This is a genomic window from Pseudomonas sp. UV AK001 (assembly GCF_046097675.1).
Classification (GTDB): Bacteria; Pseudomonadota; Gammaproteobacteria; order Pseudomonadales; family Pseudomonadaceae; genus Aquipseudomonas; species Aquipseudomonas kribbensis.
The window spans coordinates 19,613-34,694 of sequence record NZ_JBJUVZ010000016.1 but is presented as its reverse complement, the minus strand read 5'-3'; the positions used below and the strand labels follow the sequence as shown (position 1 = coordinate 34,694).

The following is a 15,082-nucleotide window of genomic DNA, read 5'->3' as shown; positions in this document are numbered from 1 at the left end:
GTCACTTCGCGTAGGACCGGGCACAAAAAAGCCGGCAGACGCCGGCTATTTTGTTGTCATCCGTTACTTACTTGATCGCAGAACCGACCAACGCACGCTGTTCGCCGCGCTTGTTCTTGATCACGTAGCAGACCCACATGAACACGACCCACACCGGAATCGCGTACACCGAGATCTGGATGCCCGGGATCAGCAGCATCACGCCGAGGATGAACGCCACGAACGCCAGGCAGATGTAGTTGCCGTACGGGTACCACAGCGCCTTGAACAGCGGCTTCTGGCTGGTCTTGTTCATGTGCTGACGGAACTTGAAGTGCGAGAAACTGATCATCGCCCAGTTGATCACCAGCGTTGCAACCACCAGCGACATCAGCAATTCCAGCGCGTGCTGCGGCATCAGGTAGTTGAGCAGCACAGCCACCAGCGTTACCGCTGCCGAAGCCAGGATCGAACGCACCGGTACGCCACGCTTGTCGATCTTCGCCAGGCCTTTCGGTGCATCGCCCTGCTCGGCCATGCCCAGCAACATGCGGCTGTTGCAGTAAGTGCCGCTGTTGTACACCGACAATGCCGCCGTCAGGACCACGAAGTTGAGGATGTGCGCGGCGGTGTTGCTGCCGAGCATCGAGAACACCTGGACGAACGGGCTGCCGCTGTAGGAATCGCCTGACGCGTTGAGGGTTTCCAGCAGGCTGTCCCACGGGGTCAGCGACAGCAGGATGACCAGTGCGCCGATGTAGAAAATCAGGATCCGGTAGATCACCTGGTTGATCGCTTTCGGGATCACGGTTTTCGGCTTGTCGGCTTCGGCTGCGGTGAAACCGAGCATTTCCAGACCGCCGAAGGAGAACATGATGATCGCCATGGCCATCACCAGACCGCTGACGCCGTTCGGGAAGAAGCCGCCGTGAGACCACAGGTTGCTCACCGACGCCTGCGGGCCGCCGTGACCGCTGACCAGCAGGTAGCTGCCCAGGGCAATCATGCCGACGATCGCGACGACCTTGATGATCGCGAACCAGAATTCGGCCTCACCGAAGACTTTGACGTTGGCCAGGTTGATCGCGTTGATCAGCAGGAAGAACGCCGCCGCAGTGACCCAGCTCGGAATGTCCGGGGCCCAGTAGTGAATGTACTTGCCGACCGCGGTCAGCTCCGACATGCCCACCAGGATGTACAGGATCCAGCAGTTCCAGCCCGACAGGAAACCGGCGAAACCGCCCCAGTATTTGTGCGCAAAGTGGCTGAAGGAACCGGCCACCGGCTCCTCGACGATCATCTCGCCGAGCTGGCGCATGATCATGAAAGCGATGAAGCCGCAGATGGCATAGCCGAGGATCATCGACGGGCCGGCGGATTTCAGCACCCCGGCCGAGCCGAGGAACAATCCGGTACCGATCGCGCCACCGAGGGCGATCAGTTGAATATGGCGATTTTTCAGGCCGCGTTTCAGCTCGCCTGATTGCGAGTTTTGTCCACTCATGAAAAAGGTCTCACGCAAGGTTTGATGATGTTCAGTAGACGTTGCTGCAAGGTTGCGATTTCAACCAACCTTGATCAAACCCCAGCGCAGGCACCAGGAATTCAGCTTTCTTACAACGGTCATGCGTCACCTGTTTGTTTTTATCTGTGACGAAATCGAACCCGACACGCTTGTGACGCGGCGGAGTGAACAAGGCGGATAATCCTTGAGGTTTGCGCGATTACGCAGAGGGTCACAGTTAAAACGCGGCGCATTGTACACCGCTAACCCCCTGCTGCCAGACCCCGCTGGATCAGCGTGTCGGTTGCCGGGATTGCGTGTGTCCGCCCCGAGAGGCTCGGGCGGCTGCAAAAATTGAGTCAGGCCTTTGCAGGCCATCGGCGTGGACGATGGAAAATCCGCCCCACGTGGAGAAGTGAAAATGGATATCGGCGTTCATTGCGCCTCCTTCTTGTTATGCACCTGCACGACAGGCATAGGGCGCATCTCACCTCTCAAACGAGTCTGAAACAAGCACGCCAGAGCCCTGCGCCAGGCCCGGCTGACGGGGCTTCGGCAGATTTTCCTTACAGCCTGGCAGAGGCACAGGATTCACGGGACTTCGCAGGGTTTTCCGTAAATATTTGCTGACATCGCGTAACGTAAAGTTTCCACTCCAGACCCATCGGAGCCGGGACCGATGTTTGACGTTAGCTGGCTAACTATCTGAAAGACGTCAATTTTTTTGTTTTAAAACAAGAAAAAAACACCCCAAAAAAAAGAAATAAAAAACCAAAAAAAAACGCCAACCCTGAGGTTGGCGTTTCTGTTTTCAGCTTGAAGCTTGCCGCTCCACGCTTACAACTGCCTTATTCCGGCTTCTTGCGACCGAAGCCCGGACGCTGACCGGAACCGGCCGGTGCGCCACGACGCTTGCCCGACGGCTTGTCATCGTCAGCCAGTTTGATGCCTGGACGCTTCGGTGCCGGTTTGGCCGGACGCTTGGTCTCGGCTGGACGATCCGCCACCGGCGTACCGCGACCGGCCGGTGCACGACCTTCACCACGCTCGGTACGGCCGCGCGGAGCGCGCTCGCCATCCGGACGCGCTGCCGGCTTGCGACCCGGACGCTCGCCTTCGATCTGCGGCTCACGCACAGGACGCGGGCCGGCAGCCGCCGGTGCGCCGTTGGCCGGACGCAAGGTACGCACGCGCTCGGTGCGAGGCATCGGGCGCGACGATTTACGCTGCATGCGGTCGAGCTTGTCTTTGCTCTTGGCGTTCAGTTGCGGCATGGCCACCGGGGTCAGGCCGACTTCGGCGCTCAGCACGTCGACTTCGTACTGGCTCATTTCGCGCCAGCGGCCCATCGGCAGGTCAGAGTTGAGGAACACCGGACCGAAACGCACACGCTTCAGACGGCTGACCACCAGCCCCTGAGACTCCCACAGACGACGCACTTCACGGTTGCGACCTTCCATCACCACGCAGTGATACCAGTGGTTGAAGCCTTCGCCGCCCGGTGCCTGTTGAATGTCGGTGAAACGCGCCGGGCCGTCTTCCAGCACAACGCCGGCCTTCAGGCGCTCGATCATCTCGTCATCGACTTCGCCGCGAACACGTACCGCGTACTCACGGTCCATCTCGTAGGACGGGTGCATCAGGCGGTTGGCCAGCTCACCGTCGGTGGTGAACATCAGCAGACCGGTGGTGTTGATGTCGAGACGACCGATATTGATCCAGCGACCTTCTTTAGGACGCGGCAGCTTGTCGAACACGGTCGGACGGCCTTCCGGGTCGTCACGGGTGCAGATCTCGCCATCGGGCTTGTTGTACATGATCACGCGGCGGACCGACTCGGCGGCCTCTTCGCGCTTGATGACCTTGCCATCGATGGTGATTGCATCGTGCATATCGACACGCAGACCGAGGGTCGCCTCTGCGCCGTTGACCTTGATCCGGCCCTGGCTGATCCACGCTTCCACGTCACGGCGCGAGCCGACGCCGATACGGGCGAGGACTTTCTGCAGTTTTTCGCCTGCTGGGCCGATTTCCTGGTCGTCTTTCTGGTTGTCACTCATCTGTGCACCTCCCGGTGTGATCTGTTCGGCGGCTCTGGACCGGGCCTGCCGAAGCATTGGAATCTGGGTTTTCGGGCGAAGGGATCGCCGAAGGGTCGCGAATCATACGCGGATGTGTTCGTTCGCGCATCAGAGACTAGTCGATCAAGACAAGGTTATTTCTTTTTCCGCCGACCGGTGGCGCCGAGCTTGATCAGGCGCAACGCGGCTTCGGCCAGCACCGAGCGCCTGTCGTCCTTGTCGAGCTTCTTCCAGGCCCGGATCTCGCGTTTGCTGCGCCCGCAGCCGAGGCAGATGTCATCGCTGAACTTGCAGAGGCTGATGCACGGATCCTTGGTCGAGCTCATGCTCAATCTTCAAACTCGCGACGTTCGGCTTCGATGGCTTCGGCCAGGGCGCGGGCTTCGGCTTCTTCTTCGCTCAGTTCTTCCTCAGGTTCTGGTGCGGGTTGTTCGAGGCGAGCAACGGCGGCCAGCAGCTTTTCCCGGGCTTCGGCCACGCCGAGGACATCGTCTTCCTGCTCAGGCTCAAATTCCGACTCAGGCTCAAAATCGACCTCCGGCTCTGCTTCGAACTCAACATCGGCTGGCGACTCGACCGGATCGGACTCAAAGCCCGACGGCATCGGCTCGCCATCCGCGACATCACGCAGCAAGTCGTCGAAGTCGGTCTTGATCCCCTCCTCCATGCTGTCCAGCTCCAGCAGCAGCGAGTGGAAACTGGTTTCCTCCTTCGGCTCTTCCGGCTCGGCGCTGGCATCGGCCAGCTCTTGCAAGCCCGCAGGCACGGGGGCGTCGTCGAAGTCGAGTACCGGGTCCGGCTCGATCTCGCGCAACTCCGCCAGCGGCGGCAATTCGTCGAGGCTCTTGAGGTTGAAATGATCGAGAAACAGCTTGGTAGTGGCGAACATCGCCGGTTTGCCCGGCACGTCGCGGTAGCCGACGACGCGGATCCACTCGCGCTCCATCAGCGTCTTGACGATGTTGGTGTTGACCGCCACGCCCCGCACGTCTTCGATCTCGCCCCGGGTAATCGGCTGGCGATAGGCGATCAGCGCCATGGTTTCCAGCAAGGCCCGGGAATAACGTTGTGGACGCTCCTCCCACAGGCGGCCGACCCACGGTGCGAACTTCTCGCGGATCTGCAGGCGATAGCCGGAGGCAACCTCCACGAGCTCGAACGCCCGCCCCTCGCAGGACTTGCCGAGCAGGGTCAGGGCTTTCTTGAAGACCGGCGGCTCCGGCCGTTCGCCTTCCTCGAACAACTCGTACAGGCGTTCAAGGGTTTGCGGCTTTCCCGAGGCCAACAGAAAGGCTTCAAGCAGGGGCGCTAGCTCGCGGGGTTCACTCAGGTTCATGTTCGGACTCGTTATTCGACTCGGGCTCGCACGTGGATCGCGGCGAACGGCTCATTCTGCACCAGCTCGACCAGCGATTCCTTGACCAGTTCAAGGATCGCCATGAAGGTCACCACCACACCGAGCCGGCCTTCCTCGGCGGTGAACAGCTCGACGAACGGCACAAAGCCGCCACCCTTGAGCCGCTCCAGCACATCGCTCATGCGTTCGCGGGTGGACAGTGCCTCGCGGCTGACCTGATGGCTTTCGAACATGTCGCCACGGCGCAGCACTTCGGCCATGGACATCAGGATTTCTTCCAGCGCCACGTCCGGCAGCAACTTGCGCACCGTGACCTGCGGGGCGTCGAGCTTGGGCACGATCACGTCGCGACCGACCCGGCTCAAGCCATCGATGCCCTCGGCGGCGGCCTTGAAGCGTTCGTATTCCTGCAGGCGCCGGATCAGTTCGGCCCGCGGGTCTTCCTCTTCCTCTTCGACGGTTTCGGCCCGGGGCAACAGCATCCGCGACTTGATCTCGGCCAGCATCGCGGCCATTACCAGGTATTCGGCGGCCAGCTCCAGACGCACCGACTGCATCAGCTCGACATAGCCCATGTATTGGCGGGTGATTTCCGCCACCGGGATGTCGAGGATGTTGATGTTCTGTTTGCGGATCAGGTACAGCAGCAGGTCGAGCGGGCCTTCGAAGGCTTCGAGGAAGACTTCCAGGGCGTCCGGCGGGATGTACAGGTCCAGCGGCATTTCCGTGACGGCCTGGCCATAGACCATGGCAAACGGCAGTTCCTGCTGGGCACCGGCCTGGGGATCAACGGTTTCTACTGCGGACATTCAGGCCTCGACCATGAACGGCGCAGGATCGCCGCAACCGACGCGGACCACTTCCGGATCGTCGCCGGTCAGGTCGATCACGGTCGACGCTTTGATACCGCCGAAACCGCCGTCGATGATCAGGTCCACCTGATGCTCCAGCAACTGACGCATTTCGTACGGATCGCTCAGCGGGTCTTCATCGCCGGGCATGATCAGGGTCACGCTCATCAGCGGTTCGCCCAGTTCGGCCAGCAGCGCCAGGGCGATCGGGTGACTCGGCACGCGCAGACCGATGGTGCGTTTCTTCGGATGCAGCAACAGCCGGGGCACTTCGCGGGTGGCGTTGAGAATGAAGGTGTAAGGCCCCGGCAGGTGGGCTTTCAGAATCCGGAAGGTACCGGTGTCGATCTTGGCGTAATTGCCCAGTTGCGACAGATCGCTGCAAATCAGCGCGAAGTTGTGCTTTTCGTCGAGCTGACGCAGGCGTCGAACGCGCTCGATGCCGTTCTTGTCGCCAATCTGGCAGCCGATTGCGTAGGAAGAGTCCGTTGGATAGACCACCACTCCGCCTTTGCGGATGATCTCGACGGCCTGTTTGATCAGACGCGCTTGCGGGTTTTCCGGATGAATCTGGAAAAATTGACTCACATTCTCTACCTGTTCAGACGGCGGCAATAACTGTGTCATGTTTGAACCGACACCACAGGGGTGGAAGGTCCTCAGGGAGCGGCCGGTACTGGCCGATCTCCGACCAGCCTCCAGGGCCATGAAAATCACTGCCGGCGCTGACCAGCAGACCGAACTCACGGGCAAGGATCGCCAGGCTGCCCACCTGTTCCGCAGGCTGATGGCCGTTGACCACCTCGAGCGCCTGTCCGCCCGCTTGAATATAGTCGGCAATCAGCTTTCGGCGCTTGCTGCGGGTGAAATCGTAGTGCCATGGGTGCGCCAGGCTGACCCAGGCTCCGGCGGCGCGCAGCGTGCCGACGGTGTCTTCGAGGGTCGGCCAGTGTTGCTTGACGTCCCCCAGCTTGCCGGCGCCGAGCCATTTGCGGAATGCTTCGGCGCGATCCTTGACGAACCCTTCACGCACCATCCAGTCGGCGAAATGCGGACGGGCCGGTGCGTTGCCGCTGTCGCCCAGTTCCTGCTGGATCTGCCGCGCGCCGTCGAGGGCGCCGGGCATGCCCTTGAGGGCGAGCTTGCGGCTTATTTCTTCAGACCGCAGCCAGCGGCCATCGTGCAGACTGGCAATCGCCTCGACCAACGGCGCGGCGTTGACATCGAAACCGTAACCCAGCACATGAATGGTCGCGCCGCCCCAGGTGCAGGACAGTTCGACGCCGTTGACCATCTGCATGCCCAGCGCTTCGGCGGCTGTGCGCGCTTCGGCGAGGCCTTCGAGGGTGTCATGGTCGGTCAGGGCCAGGACTCGCACGCCGTTTTCGAACGCACGCGCAACCAGTGCCGCAGGCGCCAGGGCGCCATCGGAGGCCGTGCTGTGGCAGTGCAAATCAACATTCACGGGGATGTGTAACCTCAAATCAGCTGGCGCTATCGCGCGCCCATATGTTTGTTATTATGCCGCCACATCCAGCTTCTGGCTCTCACTGTGAAACAATTCATCGATTTCATCCCGCTTCTGCTGTTTTTCATCGTCTACAAACTCGATCCCCGCACCGTCGACGTTGCCGGCCATGAGTTGACCGTAGGCGGCATCTACAGCGCCACCGCCGTGCTGATCATCAGCTCCCTGGTGGTCTACGGCGCGCTCTTCATCAAGCAGCGCAAGCTGGAAAAGAGCCAGTGGCTGACCCTGATCGCCTGCCTCGTGTTCGGCAGCCTGACCCTGGCCTTCCACAGCGAAACCTTCCTGAAGTGGAAAGCCCCGGTGGTCAACTGGCTGTTCGCCCTGGCCTTCATCGGCAGCCACTTCATCGGTGACCGCCTGCTGATCAAGCGCATCATGGGCCACGCACTGACCCTGCCGGATGCGGTCTGGACGCGTTTGAACATCGCCTGGATCGGCTTCTTCCTGTTCTGCGGCGCCGCCAACCTGTTCGTCGCGTTCACCTTCCAGGACTACTGGGTGGACTTCAAGGTGTTCGGCAGCCTGGGCCTGACCGTGCTGTTCCTGGTCGCCCAGGGCATCTACCTGTCCCGTCACCTGCACGACGCCGATACCACAACACCAAAAACCGAGGACTGACATGCTCTACGCAATCATTGCCACCGACGTCGCCAACTCCCTGGACGCGCGCCTCGCCGCCCGCCCGGCCCACCTTGAGCGCCTGCAAGTGCTCAAGGGCGAGGGCCGTATCGTCCTGGCCGGCCCGCACCCGGCGGTCGACAGCAATGATCCGGGCGCAGCGGGTTTCACCGGCAGCCTGATCGTTGCCGAATTCGAATCCCTGAGCGCGGCACAGGCCTGGGCCGACGCCGATCCGTACATCGCCGCTGGCGTCTACGCCAACGTTGTCGTGAAGCCGTTCAAGCAAGTCCTGCCGTAATCCTTCCCCACGCGATGAACCTTGTCGGTTCATCGCGTTCTCAATCGCTCATTATTCTCGTTTGCCGGCCGACAACCTGCCCAATATCCATTTGGTAACAGGAGTCGCGATGCGCAAGGGTCCGTTGTGTCTGATGCTGGTCACGTTGTCGATCGTGGCGCCCGCCCATGGTGACGAAAGCACCGAAAGCGGCAATTCCACGCCGCTGTCGTTGAGCGCCGGCAGCCAGATCACCGAGTTGCAGCAGCGCCTGAAGGCCAGCGAGCAGCAGCGGGAAGAACTGAGCAAACAACTGCAGAATGCCGATAACACTCGCGAAAGCGCCCAGCTTGCCCGGTTGCGCCAGGAGAACCAGCGCTTGAAGCTGCAACTCAAGGAAGCCCAGGCCAGCCCGCTGCCGCGTCTGCTGACCGAACAGCAGCAATGGTTCGTCACCGGCGCCGGGGTAGCGCTATTGGCCCTGCTCTGCGGTATCTTTGCCAGTGGTGCAAGTCGAAAACGTCGACAATGGCTAAATTGAGTGAGTCATGAGCGAGCTGTTACTGATTGATGATGACCAGGAGCTGTGTGAGCTTCTGAGCAGTTGGCTGAGCCAGGAAGGCTTTCAGGTCCGTGCCTGCCACGACGGCCAGAGCGCCCGCAAGGCTTTGGCCGAATCCGCCCCCGCCGCGGTGGTGCTGGACGTGATGTTGCCCGATGGCAGCGGTCTGGAACTGCTCAAGCAATTGCGCAGTGAACACGCCGACCTGCCGGTGGTGATGCTTTCGGCCCGTGGCGAACCGCTGGACCGCATCCTCGGTCTGGAACTGGGTGCCGACGATTACCTGGCCAAACCCTGCGACCCGCGAGAGCTCACCGCCCGCCTGCGCGCCGTGCTGCGTCGCAGCCACCCGGCCGCCGTGTCGACCCAGCTCGAACTGGGCGATCTGAGCTTCAGCCCGGTACGTGGTGTGGTCAGCATCGACGAAAAGGAATTCACCCTGACCGTTTCCGAGAGCCGCCTGCTCGAAGCGCTGCTCAAGCAGCCGGGCGAGCCGCTGGACAAACAGGAACTGGCGCAGATCGCCCTCGGCCGCAAGCTGACCCTGTACGACCGCAGCCTGGACATGCACGTCAGCAACCTGCGCAAGAAGATCGGCCCCCACGCCGACGGCCGCCCGCGCATCGTGGCCCTGCGCAGCCGTGGCTACTATTACAGCCTCTGAAGCCCCGCACGCGGACGCTTTGTCAGTTCGATGACAAAGCGTCTTTACCCAAGCTTTACCCAGCGCTGACCGCCGCTGACCTTGATCTCCGTAATCTGAACTCATCCGGAACGTACCGGGAACGAGACAAGGAGATACACCATGCGCAAGACTCTTATCGCTCTGATGTTTGCTGCCGCTCTGCCAACCGTCGCCATGGCCGTGCCGCAGGATGGTGGCCCGATGGGTGGGCCGGACGGTGGCTGGCGCCACGGCGGTCAGATGCACGGCATGCACGGCAAAGGCCCGTACAGCCAGCTGGACCTCTCCCGTGAACAGCGCGAGCAGATCCGCAAGATCATGGGCGAGCAGATGCACGAACGTAAGCAGACGGTCGAAAAATACCTGGAGAAACTCTCGCCAGCCGACCAGAAAGCCATGAAGGACGAGATGGCGGCCAACCACAAGAAAGCCGAATCCGATGTCCGCGCCGTGCTGAAACCGGATCAACAGAAGAAATTCGACGAGATCCAGAAGAAACAGGCCGAGCGTCGTGCTGAATGGGCCGAGTTCAAGGCCTGGAAAGCGCAACAGCCGCAAAAGGCGCAATAATGTTCTAGCGTCCCGCCCCGACCCAACGGCTAACTGCCGTTGGGTTTTCTTTGTTTGAGGATTTTCTGTGCGTTCATTGTTCTGGCGTATTCTCGCGAGCTTCTGGCTGGCCATCGCTCTGGTTGCGGGGCTTTCCATCCTGTTGGGGCACATGCTCAATCAGGACGCATGGATCCTCAGCCGCCATCCGGGCCTGAACACGCTGGCCGCCGACTGGACGCAGACCTACGAATCCCAGGGCGAGGACGCCGCTCAGGACATCCTCCAGCAGCGCAAACGCCAGTATCACATTGACGTCCAGGTGCTGAACGAAAGCGGCGACCCGGTAGTGCGCGGCACCTTCCCCCGTCGCGCGGCCGCCTTCGAGGCACGGCAGAACAACGACGACCGACGCCTGCCGTGGCGGCGCCTGACCGATGAGTTCACCAGCGAAAAGACCGGTGACACCTACCTGTTCATCTATCGCATCCCGCACCCGGAACTCGACGCCTGGCATCGCGAAAGTCTGCTCTGGCCATTGAGTGCGCTGGGGATCGCGCTGGTGGTGCTGACCCTGTTCAGTCTATTGGTGACACTCTCGATCACCCGCCCGCTCAACCGCTTGCGCGGCGCGGTGCACGATCTGGGGCAGACCACCTATCAGCAGAACAGTCTGGCGAAACTGGCCAACCGCCGGGATGAGTTCGGTGTGCTGGCCAACGATTTCAACCGCATGGGCGCACGCTTGCAGAGTCTGATCGGCAGCCAGCGCCAGTTGCTGCGCGACGTATCCCACGAATTGCGCTCCCCGCTGGCACGGCTGCGCATCGCGCTGGCATTGGCCGAACGGGCGAGCCCGGAAGAACGTGAAAAACTCTGGCCTCGCCTGACCCGCGAGTGCGATCGGCTGGAAGCATTGATCAGTGAAATCCTGGTGCTGGCGCGAGTCGATGCCGACAACGCCAGTGCCGAAGCCGTGGATCTGAATGCGCTGCTGGGCACCCTGCAAAAGGACGCGCAACTCGGCTCGCCGGAGCAGACCGTGCGCCTGGAAGCCGAACCGCAGCTGAATCTGACAGGCTGGCCGACCATGATCGAACGCGCCGTGGACAACCTGCTGCGCAACGCCCAGCGCTTCAATCCGGCGGGGCAGTCGATCGAAATGCAGGCTTCACGCCAGGGCGAGCGGATCGTGGTCAGCGTGCGCGATCACGGCCCGGGGGTGCAGGCCGAGCACTTGAGCCAGTTGGGCGAACCGTTCTATCGGGCACCGGGGCAGACCGCTGCCGGGCACGGCCTGGGCCTGGCGATTGCCCGGCGGGCGGCGGAGCGCCATGGCGGGACGCTGGTGCTGGCCAATCACCCGCAGGGCGGGTTTGTGGCCAGTCTTGAGTTGCCGTTGGAGCCGGGGGCGATTGTCCAGCCCTGATGGAGTTTCAGTGTCAGGCTTTACCCGGCCAGGCACTGACAAACTCGGCCAGATCAACCTTCTCCGCCACGCGCGGTTCTTTCTGCGGCGTGCCAAGGTAAAGGAACGCAATCACCTCTTCGTCGTCCGTCAGGCCCAGACCCTTGGCGACATGTTTCGAATAAGCCAGATCACCGGTGCGCCACACCGCGCCAATGCCCTGCGCGTAAGCCGCCAGCAGAATCCCGTGGGCGGCACAGCCTGCGGCCAGCAACTGCTCGGCCTTCGGGTATTTGACGTGATCCTGCAATGTGGCGATGACCACGACCACCAGCGGCGCCCGCAGCGGGCCGTTGCGCGCCTTGTCGATCATCGCTTCGGTGACTTCGCCTTCCTGCATCTGCGCCGCTTCGGCCAGCAACTCGCCCATCTGCTCACGCGCCGCGCCTTCGACGGTCAGGAAACGATACGGCTGCAAATGGCCGTGATCCGGTGCACGGGTCGCGGCGGCAAACAGCACTTCGCGCTGTTCGGCGGTGGGGGCCGGGTCGATCAGTCGTGGAACGGAAACACGGTTGAGCAAAGCGTCGAGAGCCTGCATCGGCCACCTCCTGAAAAAAATGTCCGGCTATTCTAGCTGCAAGTGATCCGGCCGCGTCGGTTTACATGCCTTGCCCCGCAGGTAGAATGGCGCCTTTCCCACATCAGCCCGAGCGGACTTCATGGCGTTGCCGACCTTACGGATCATTGGTTTCATCATCGGCATCTTCCTGATCACCCTGGCCATCGCCATGGTCGTGCCCATGGCCACCCTGGTGATTTTCGACCGCACCGGCGACCTGCCGTCGTTCCTCTGGGCGAGCATGATCACCTTCGTCGCCGGCCTGGCGCTGGTGATTCCGGGGCGCCCGGAACACATTCACCTGCGCCCCCGCGACATGTACCTGCTGACCGTCACCAGCTGGCTGGTGGTGTGCATTTTCGCCGCGCTGCCGTTTCTGCTGACCCAGCACATCAGCTACACCGACTCATTCTTCGAAAGCATGTCCGGCATCACCGCTACCGGTTCGACCGTTCTCAGCGGGCTGGACACCATGTCTCCCGGCATCCTGATGTGGCGCTCGCTGCTGCACTGGCTCGGCGGCATCGGCTTCATCGGTATGGCGGTGGCGATTCTGCCGCTGCTGCGCATCGGCGGCATGCGTCTGTTCCAGACCGAATCCTCGGACCGCTCGGAAAAGGTCATGCCCCGCTCGCACATGGTGGCGCGACTGATCGTGGCGGCCTATGTGGGTATCACCATTCTCGGCAGCCTGGCGTTCTGGTGGGCCGGGATGAGCCCGTTCGATGCGATCAACCATGCGATGTCGGCGATTTCCACCGGCGGGTTCTCGACCTCCGACCAGTCCCTGGCCAAGTGGACGCAACCGGCGGTGCACTGGGTGGCAGTGGTGGTGATGATTCTCGGCAGCCTGCCGTTCACCCTGTACGTGGCGACGCTGCGCGGCAACCGTCGGGCGCTGATCAAGGATCAACAGGTGCAGGGTTTGCTCGGCATGTTGCTTGTGACCTGGCTGGTGCTCGGCACCTGGTACTGGTGGACCACCAACCTGCATTGGCTGGACGCGCTGCGGCATGTGGCGCTGAACGTGACGTCGGTGGTCACCACCACGGGGTTTGCGTTGGGGGACTACAGCCTGTGGGGCAATTTCTCGCTGATGCTGTTCTTCTATCTGGGCTTCGTCGGTGGCTGTTCCGGGTCGACGGCGGGCGGGATCAAGATCTTCCGTTTCCAGGTCGCCTACATCCTGCTCAAGGCCAACCTTAACCAGTTGATCCACCCGCGTGCGGTGATCAAGCAGAAGTACAACGGTCACCGCCTCGACGAAGAAATCGTCCGTTCGATCCTGACGTTCTCGTTCTTCTTCGCCATCACCATCTGCGTGATCGCCCTGCTGCTGTCGCTGCTCGGCGTGGACTGGATGACGGCATTGACCGGCGCCGCCAGCACCGTGTCCGGCGTCGGCCCGGGCCTGGGCGAGACCATCGGCCCGGCCGGCAACTTCGCCAGCCTGCCGGATGCGGCCAAGTGGATCCTGTCGTTCGGCATGCTGCTCGGCCGACTGGAGATCATTACGGTGTTTGTGCTGTGTATTCCGGCGTTCTGGCGTCACTGATCGCGTTCGGCGCCTCCAGCAATCGCGCCCGGTAATCGCCGGGCGTGGTGTCGAACCAGCGGCGGAAGGCACGGAAGAAGTTGCTCGGGTCGGCAAACCCCAGCAGATAGGCGATTTCCAGCAGGGTCATGCTCGGCTGCGCCAGATATTGCTCGGCGAGTTCGCGGCGGGTGTCATCCAGCAATTGCTGAAAACTGGTGCCCTCCTCCTGCAGACGCCGTTGCAGGGTGCGCTGGGACAGGTGCAGGGTCTGCGCCACCGTATCGCGCTTGGGCTCGCCCTGGGGCAACAGACGACACAACACCTGGCGCGCCTTGTGGGTCACGCGGCTTTCGGAAAACCGCGCCAGATATTCCCCGGCAAACCGGTCATGCAGCAGCGCCATCGCCTCGTTGGCGGTGGGCAGCGGCGCTTCCATGTCGGCGCGTTCGAAGATCAGCGCGTCATACGCCGCGTTGAACACCAGCGGTGCATGAAAGGCTTGTTTGTAGGGTTCAAGATCATCGGGCTCGTCGCCCTGCACCAGCACTTTGCGCGGGTGAAGCGTGCGCCCGGTCAGCCAGCCGCACAGCGCCAGCGCGCAGGCCAGCGAAGCTTCGGCACTTTGCCGGGTCGGCGGCAGATGATCGCCGTGCACCGTCAGGATCAGCGCATAACCTTCGTCGAGCAGGCGAAAACTCAAGTCGGCACTTTCGGCAATGATCCGTTGATAACGCACCAGTCGCTGAAAGCCTTCGGCCAGGGTGTTGCTGGACATCAGCGCGTAGCCCGCGACATGGAACGAGGCCGGTCGCACCACCTTGCCCATGTTCAGGCCGATCGCCGGGTTGCCGGACAACTCGACCGCCCGTTGCCAGAGTCGGGTCATGGAGTCCTGCGGGAAGCGTGCGTCCGGATCTTCCAGCGCCGCGTAATCAAGCCCCAACTGCCTGAACAGAACCCGACAATCCAGGCCGTCCATTTCCAGTGCCTTGACAATCCCCATCGCCCAGCTTGCAGATGTCGTTCGTTCGCTCATGGCGTTTTTTTCTTGGATGACATGATGAGCCGCATACTACGGCCGATTTCCCAAGGATAGTAAAGTGGCGCCGATTGTCACTGGCCGACGCCACTGTTCACTCTAGACTCAAATAAGCTACCCGCCGAACAACTTGCCATCAGAACAATAACCACAGAGATCGCAGTCGTGGAAACCATCAAGCAATTCAACAGCTTCGCCGAGTTCTATCCGTATTACCTCAGCGAACACAGCAACAGCACTTGCCGTCGCCTGCATTTCATCGGCACGACACTGGTGATCTTCATTCTTGCCATGACCATCGCCAAGGGCGCGTGGCTGCTGTTGCTGGCCCTGCCGCTGGCCGGTTACAGCTTCGCCTGGCTCGGCCATTTCTTTTTCGAGAAGAACCGGCCGGCGACTTTCCAGCATCCGCTCTACAGCCTGCTGGGCGACTTCGTCATGTACCGCGACATGATCCTGGGCCGCGTGGCGTTCTAGAA

The 15,082-nt window shown here is 61.7% G+C and carries 17 protein-coding genes; 8 read left to right on the top strand and 9 right to left on the bottom strand.

The window, feature by feature from the left end; translation table 11 throughout:
- Positions 1 to 67 precede the first annotated feature (67 nt).
- The 7 genes from ACKLNA_RS28570 to ACKLNA_RS28540 form a co-directional block, all read right to left on the bottom strand.
- Positions 68 to 1,483 (bottom strand): amino acid permease, encoded by a 1,416-nt coding sequence (locus tag ACKLNA_RS28570; protein ID WP_408987809.1) that lies wholly within the window; start codon positions 1,481 to 1,483, stop codon positions 68 to 70.
- A gap of 848 nt (positions 1,484 to 2,331) precedes the next feature.
- Positions 2,332 to 3,543: a 23S rRNA pseudouridine(2605) synthase RluB gene (rluB, locus tag ACKLNA_RS28565; RefSeq protein WP_408987808.1), complete on the bottom strand. Its 1,212-nt coding sequence runs from the start codon at positions 3,541 to 3,543 to the stop codon at positions 2,332 to 2,334.
- Between the two features lie 155 nt (positions 3,544 to 3,698).
- The gene (locus tag ACKLNA_RS28560; protein ID WP_408987807.1) at positions 3,699 to 3,890 is read right to left on the bottom strand and encodes a DUF1289 domain-containing protein; all 192 of its coding nucleotides are present in this window, start codon (positions 3,888 to 3,890) and stop codon (positions 3,699 to 3,701) included.
- A gap of 2 nt (positions 3,891 to 3,892) precedes the next feature.
- A complete protein-coding gene (gene scpB / locus ACKLNA_RS28555; protein ID WP_408987806.1) occupies positions 3,893 to 4,900 on the bottom strand; it encodes an SMC-Scp complex subunit ScpB in 1,008 nt (335 codons plus the stop codon).
- Between the two features lie 11 nt (positions 4,901 to 4,911).
- Positions 4,912 to 5,610, bottom strand: coding sequence for a ScpA family protein (locus ACKLNA_RS28550; protein WP_170931588.1), 699 nt, complete (start codon positions 5,608 to 5,610; stop codon positions 4,912 to 4,914).
- A gap of 120 nt (positions 5,611 to 5,730) precedes the next feature.
- Positions 5,731 to 6,360, bottom strand: coding sequence for an L-threonylcarbamoyladenylate synthase (locus ACKLNA_RS28545; RefSeq protein ID WP_096822250.1), 630 nt, complete (start codon positions 6,358 to 6,360; stop codon positions 5,731 to 5,733).
- A gap of 13 nt (positions 6,361 to 6,373) precedes the next feature.
- Positions 6,374 to 7,237: a PHP domain-containing protein gene (locus ACKLNA_RS28540; protein WP_408987805.1), complete on the bottom strand. Its 864-nt coding sequence runs from the start codon at positions 7,235 to 7,237 to the stop codon at positions 6,374 to 6,376.
- 87 nt (positions 7,238 to 7,324) lie between these two features.
- Between ACKLNA_RS28540 and ACKLNA_RS28535 the strand changes: the two genes are divergently transcribed.
- From ACKLNA_RS28535 to ACKLNA_RS28510, 6 genes are all read left to right on the top strand, one after another.
- Positions 7,325 to 7,921 (top strand): septation protein A, encoded by a 597-nt coding sequence (locus ACKLNA_RS28535; RefSeq protein ID WP_085710410.1) that lies wholly within the window; start codon positions 7,325 to 7,327, stop codon positions 7,919 to 7,921.
- A gap of 1 nt (position 7,922) precedes the next feature.
- Complete coding sequence (locus ACKLNA_RS28530; RefSeq protein WP_085733792.1) at positions 7,923 to 8,222, top strand: YciI family protein; 300 nt, start codon at positions 7,923 to 7,925, stop codon at positions 8,220 to 8,222.
- A 109-nt stretch (positions 8,223 to 8,331) separates the two neighbouring features.
- Entirely contained in the window at positions 8,332 to 8,742 is a 411-nt protein-coding gene (locus ACKLNA_RS28525; protein WP_408987804.1) for a translation initiation factor 2, read from the top strand.
- A gap of 7 nt (positions 8,743 to 8,749) precedes the next feature.
- Positions 8,750 to 9,427, top strand: coding sequence for a response regulator transcription factor (locus ACKLNA_RS28520; RefSeq protein WP_085710405.1), 678 nt, complete (start codon positions 8,750 to 8,752; stop codon positions 9,425 to 9,427).
- Positions 9,428 to 9,568: 141 nt separating this feature from the next.
- On the top strand, positions 9,569 to 10,018 hold the full coding sequence (locus ACKLNA_RS28515) for a Spy/CpxP family protein refolding chaperone (protein ID WP_085733794.1): 450 nt from the start codon (positions 9,569 to 9,571) through the stop codon (positions 10,016 to 10,018).
- A 67-nt stretch (positions 10,019 to 10,085) separates the two neighbouring features.
- On the top strand, positions 10,086 to 11,426 hold the full coding sequence (locus ACKLNA_RS28510) for a sensor histidine kinase (protein ID WP_408987803.1): 1,341 nt from the start codon (positions 10,086 to 10,088) through the stop codon (positions 11,424 to 11,426).
- Positions 11,427 to 11,439: 13 nt separating this feature from the next.
- Here the strand turns inward: ACKLNA_RS28510 and ACKLNA_RS28505 are convergent, their stop codons facing one another.
- Positions 11,440 to 12,006 (bottom strand): nitroreductase family protein, encoded by a 567-nt coding sequence (locus ACKLNA_RS28505; protein ID WP_408987802.1) that lies wholly within the window; start codon positions 12,004 to 12,006, stop codon positions 11,440 to 11,442.
- A 121-nt stretch (positions 12,007 to 12,127) separates the two neighbouring features.
- On the opposite strand from ACKLNA_RS28505, the gene ACKLNA_RS28500 reads away from it, so the two are divergent.
- Positions 12,128 to 13,582: a TrkH family potassium uptake protein gene (locus ACKLNA_RS28500; protein ID WP_265811969.1), complete on the top strand. Its 1,455-nt coding sequence runs from the start codon at positions 12,128 to 12,130 to the stop codon at positions 13,580 to 13,582.
- Here the strand turns inward: ACKLNA_RS28500 and ACKLNA_RS28495 are convergent.
- Positions 13,539 to 14,600 (bottom strand): AraC family transcriptional regulator, encoded by a 1,062-nt coding sequence (locus tag ACKLNA_RS28495; protein ID WP_408987801.1) that lies wholly within the window; start codon positions 14,598 to 14,600, stop codon positions 13,539 to 13,541. The two genes, ACKLNA_RS28500 and ACKLNA_RS28495, sit on opposite strands and share 44 nt — an antisense overlap.
- A gap of 168 nt (positions 14,601 to 14,768) precedes the next feature.
- Between ACKLNA_RS28495 and ACKLNA_RS28490 the strand changes: the two genes are divergently transcribed.
- Entirely contained in the window at positions 14,769 to 15,080 is a 312-nt protein-coding gene (locus ACKLNA_RS28490) for an Mpo1-like protein (RefSeq protein WP_408987800.1), read from the top strand.
- Positions 15,081 to 15,082: the final 2 nt, after the last annotated feature.

Coding starts and splice junctions, on each gene's coding strand:
- ACKLNA_RS28570 (WP_408987809.1), bottom strand. CDS start 1,483: ATGAGTGGACAAAACTCGCAATCAGGCGAGCTGAAACGCGGCCTGAAA.
- rluB (WP_408987808.1), bottom strand. CDS start 3,543: ATGAGTGACAACCAGAAAGACGACCAGGAAATCGGCCCAGCAGGCGAA.
- ACKLNA_RS28560 (WP_408987807.1), bottom strand. CDS start 3,890: ATGAGCTCGACCAAGGATCCGTGCATCAGCCTCTGCAAGTTCAGCGAT.
- scpB (WP_408987806.1), bottom strand. CDS start 4,900: ATGAACCTGAGTGAACCCCGCGAGCTAGCGCCCCTGCTTGAAGCCTTT.
- ACKLNA_RS28530 (WP_085733792.1), top strand. CDS start 7,923: ATGCTCTACGCAATCATTGCCACCGACGTCGCCAACTCCCTGGACGCG.
- ACKLNA_RS28525 (WP_408987804.1), top strand. CDS start 8,332: ATGCGCAAGGGTCCGTTGTGTCTGATGCTGGTCACGTTGTCGATCGTG.
- ACKLNA_RS28520 (WP_085710405.1), top strand. CDS start 8,750: ATGAGCGAGCTGTTACTGATTGATGATGACCAGGAGCTGTGTGAGCTT.
- ACKLNA_RS28515 (WP_085733794.1), top strand. CDS start 9,569: ATGCGCAAGACTCTTATCGCTCTGATGTTTGCTGCCGCTCTGCCAACC.
- ACKLNA_RS28505 (WP_408987802.1), bottom strand. CDS start 12,006: ATGCAGGCTCTCGACGCTTTGCTCAACCGTGTTTCCGTTCCACGACTG.
- ACKLNA_RS28500 (WP_265811969.1), top strand. CDS start 12,128: ATGGCGTTGCCGACCTTACGGATCATTGGTTTCATCATCGGCATCTTC.
- ACKLNA_RS28495 (WP_408987801.1), bottom strand. CDS start 14,600: ATGAGCGAACGAACGACATCTGCAAGCTGGGCGATGGGGATTGTCAAG.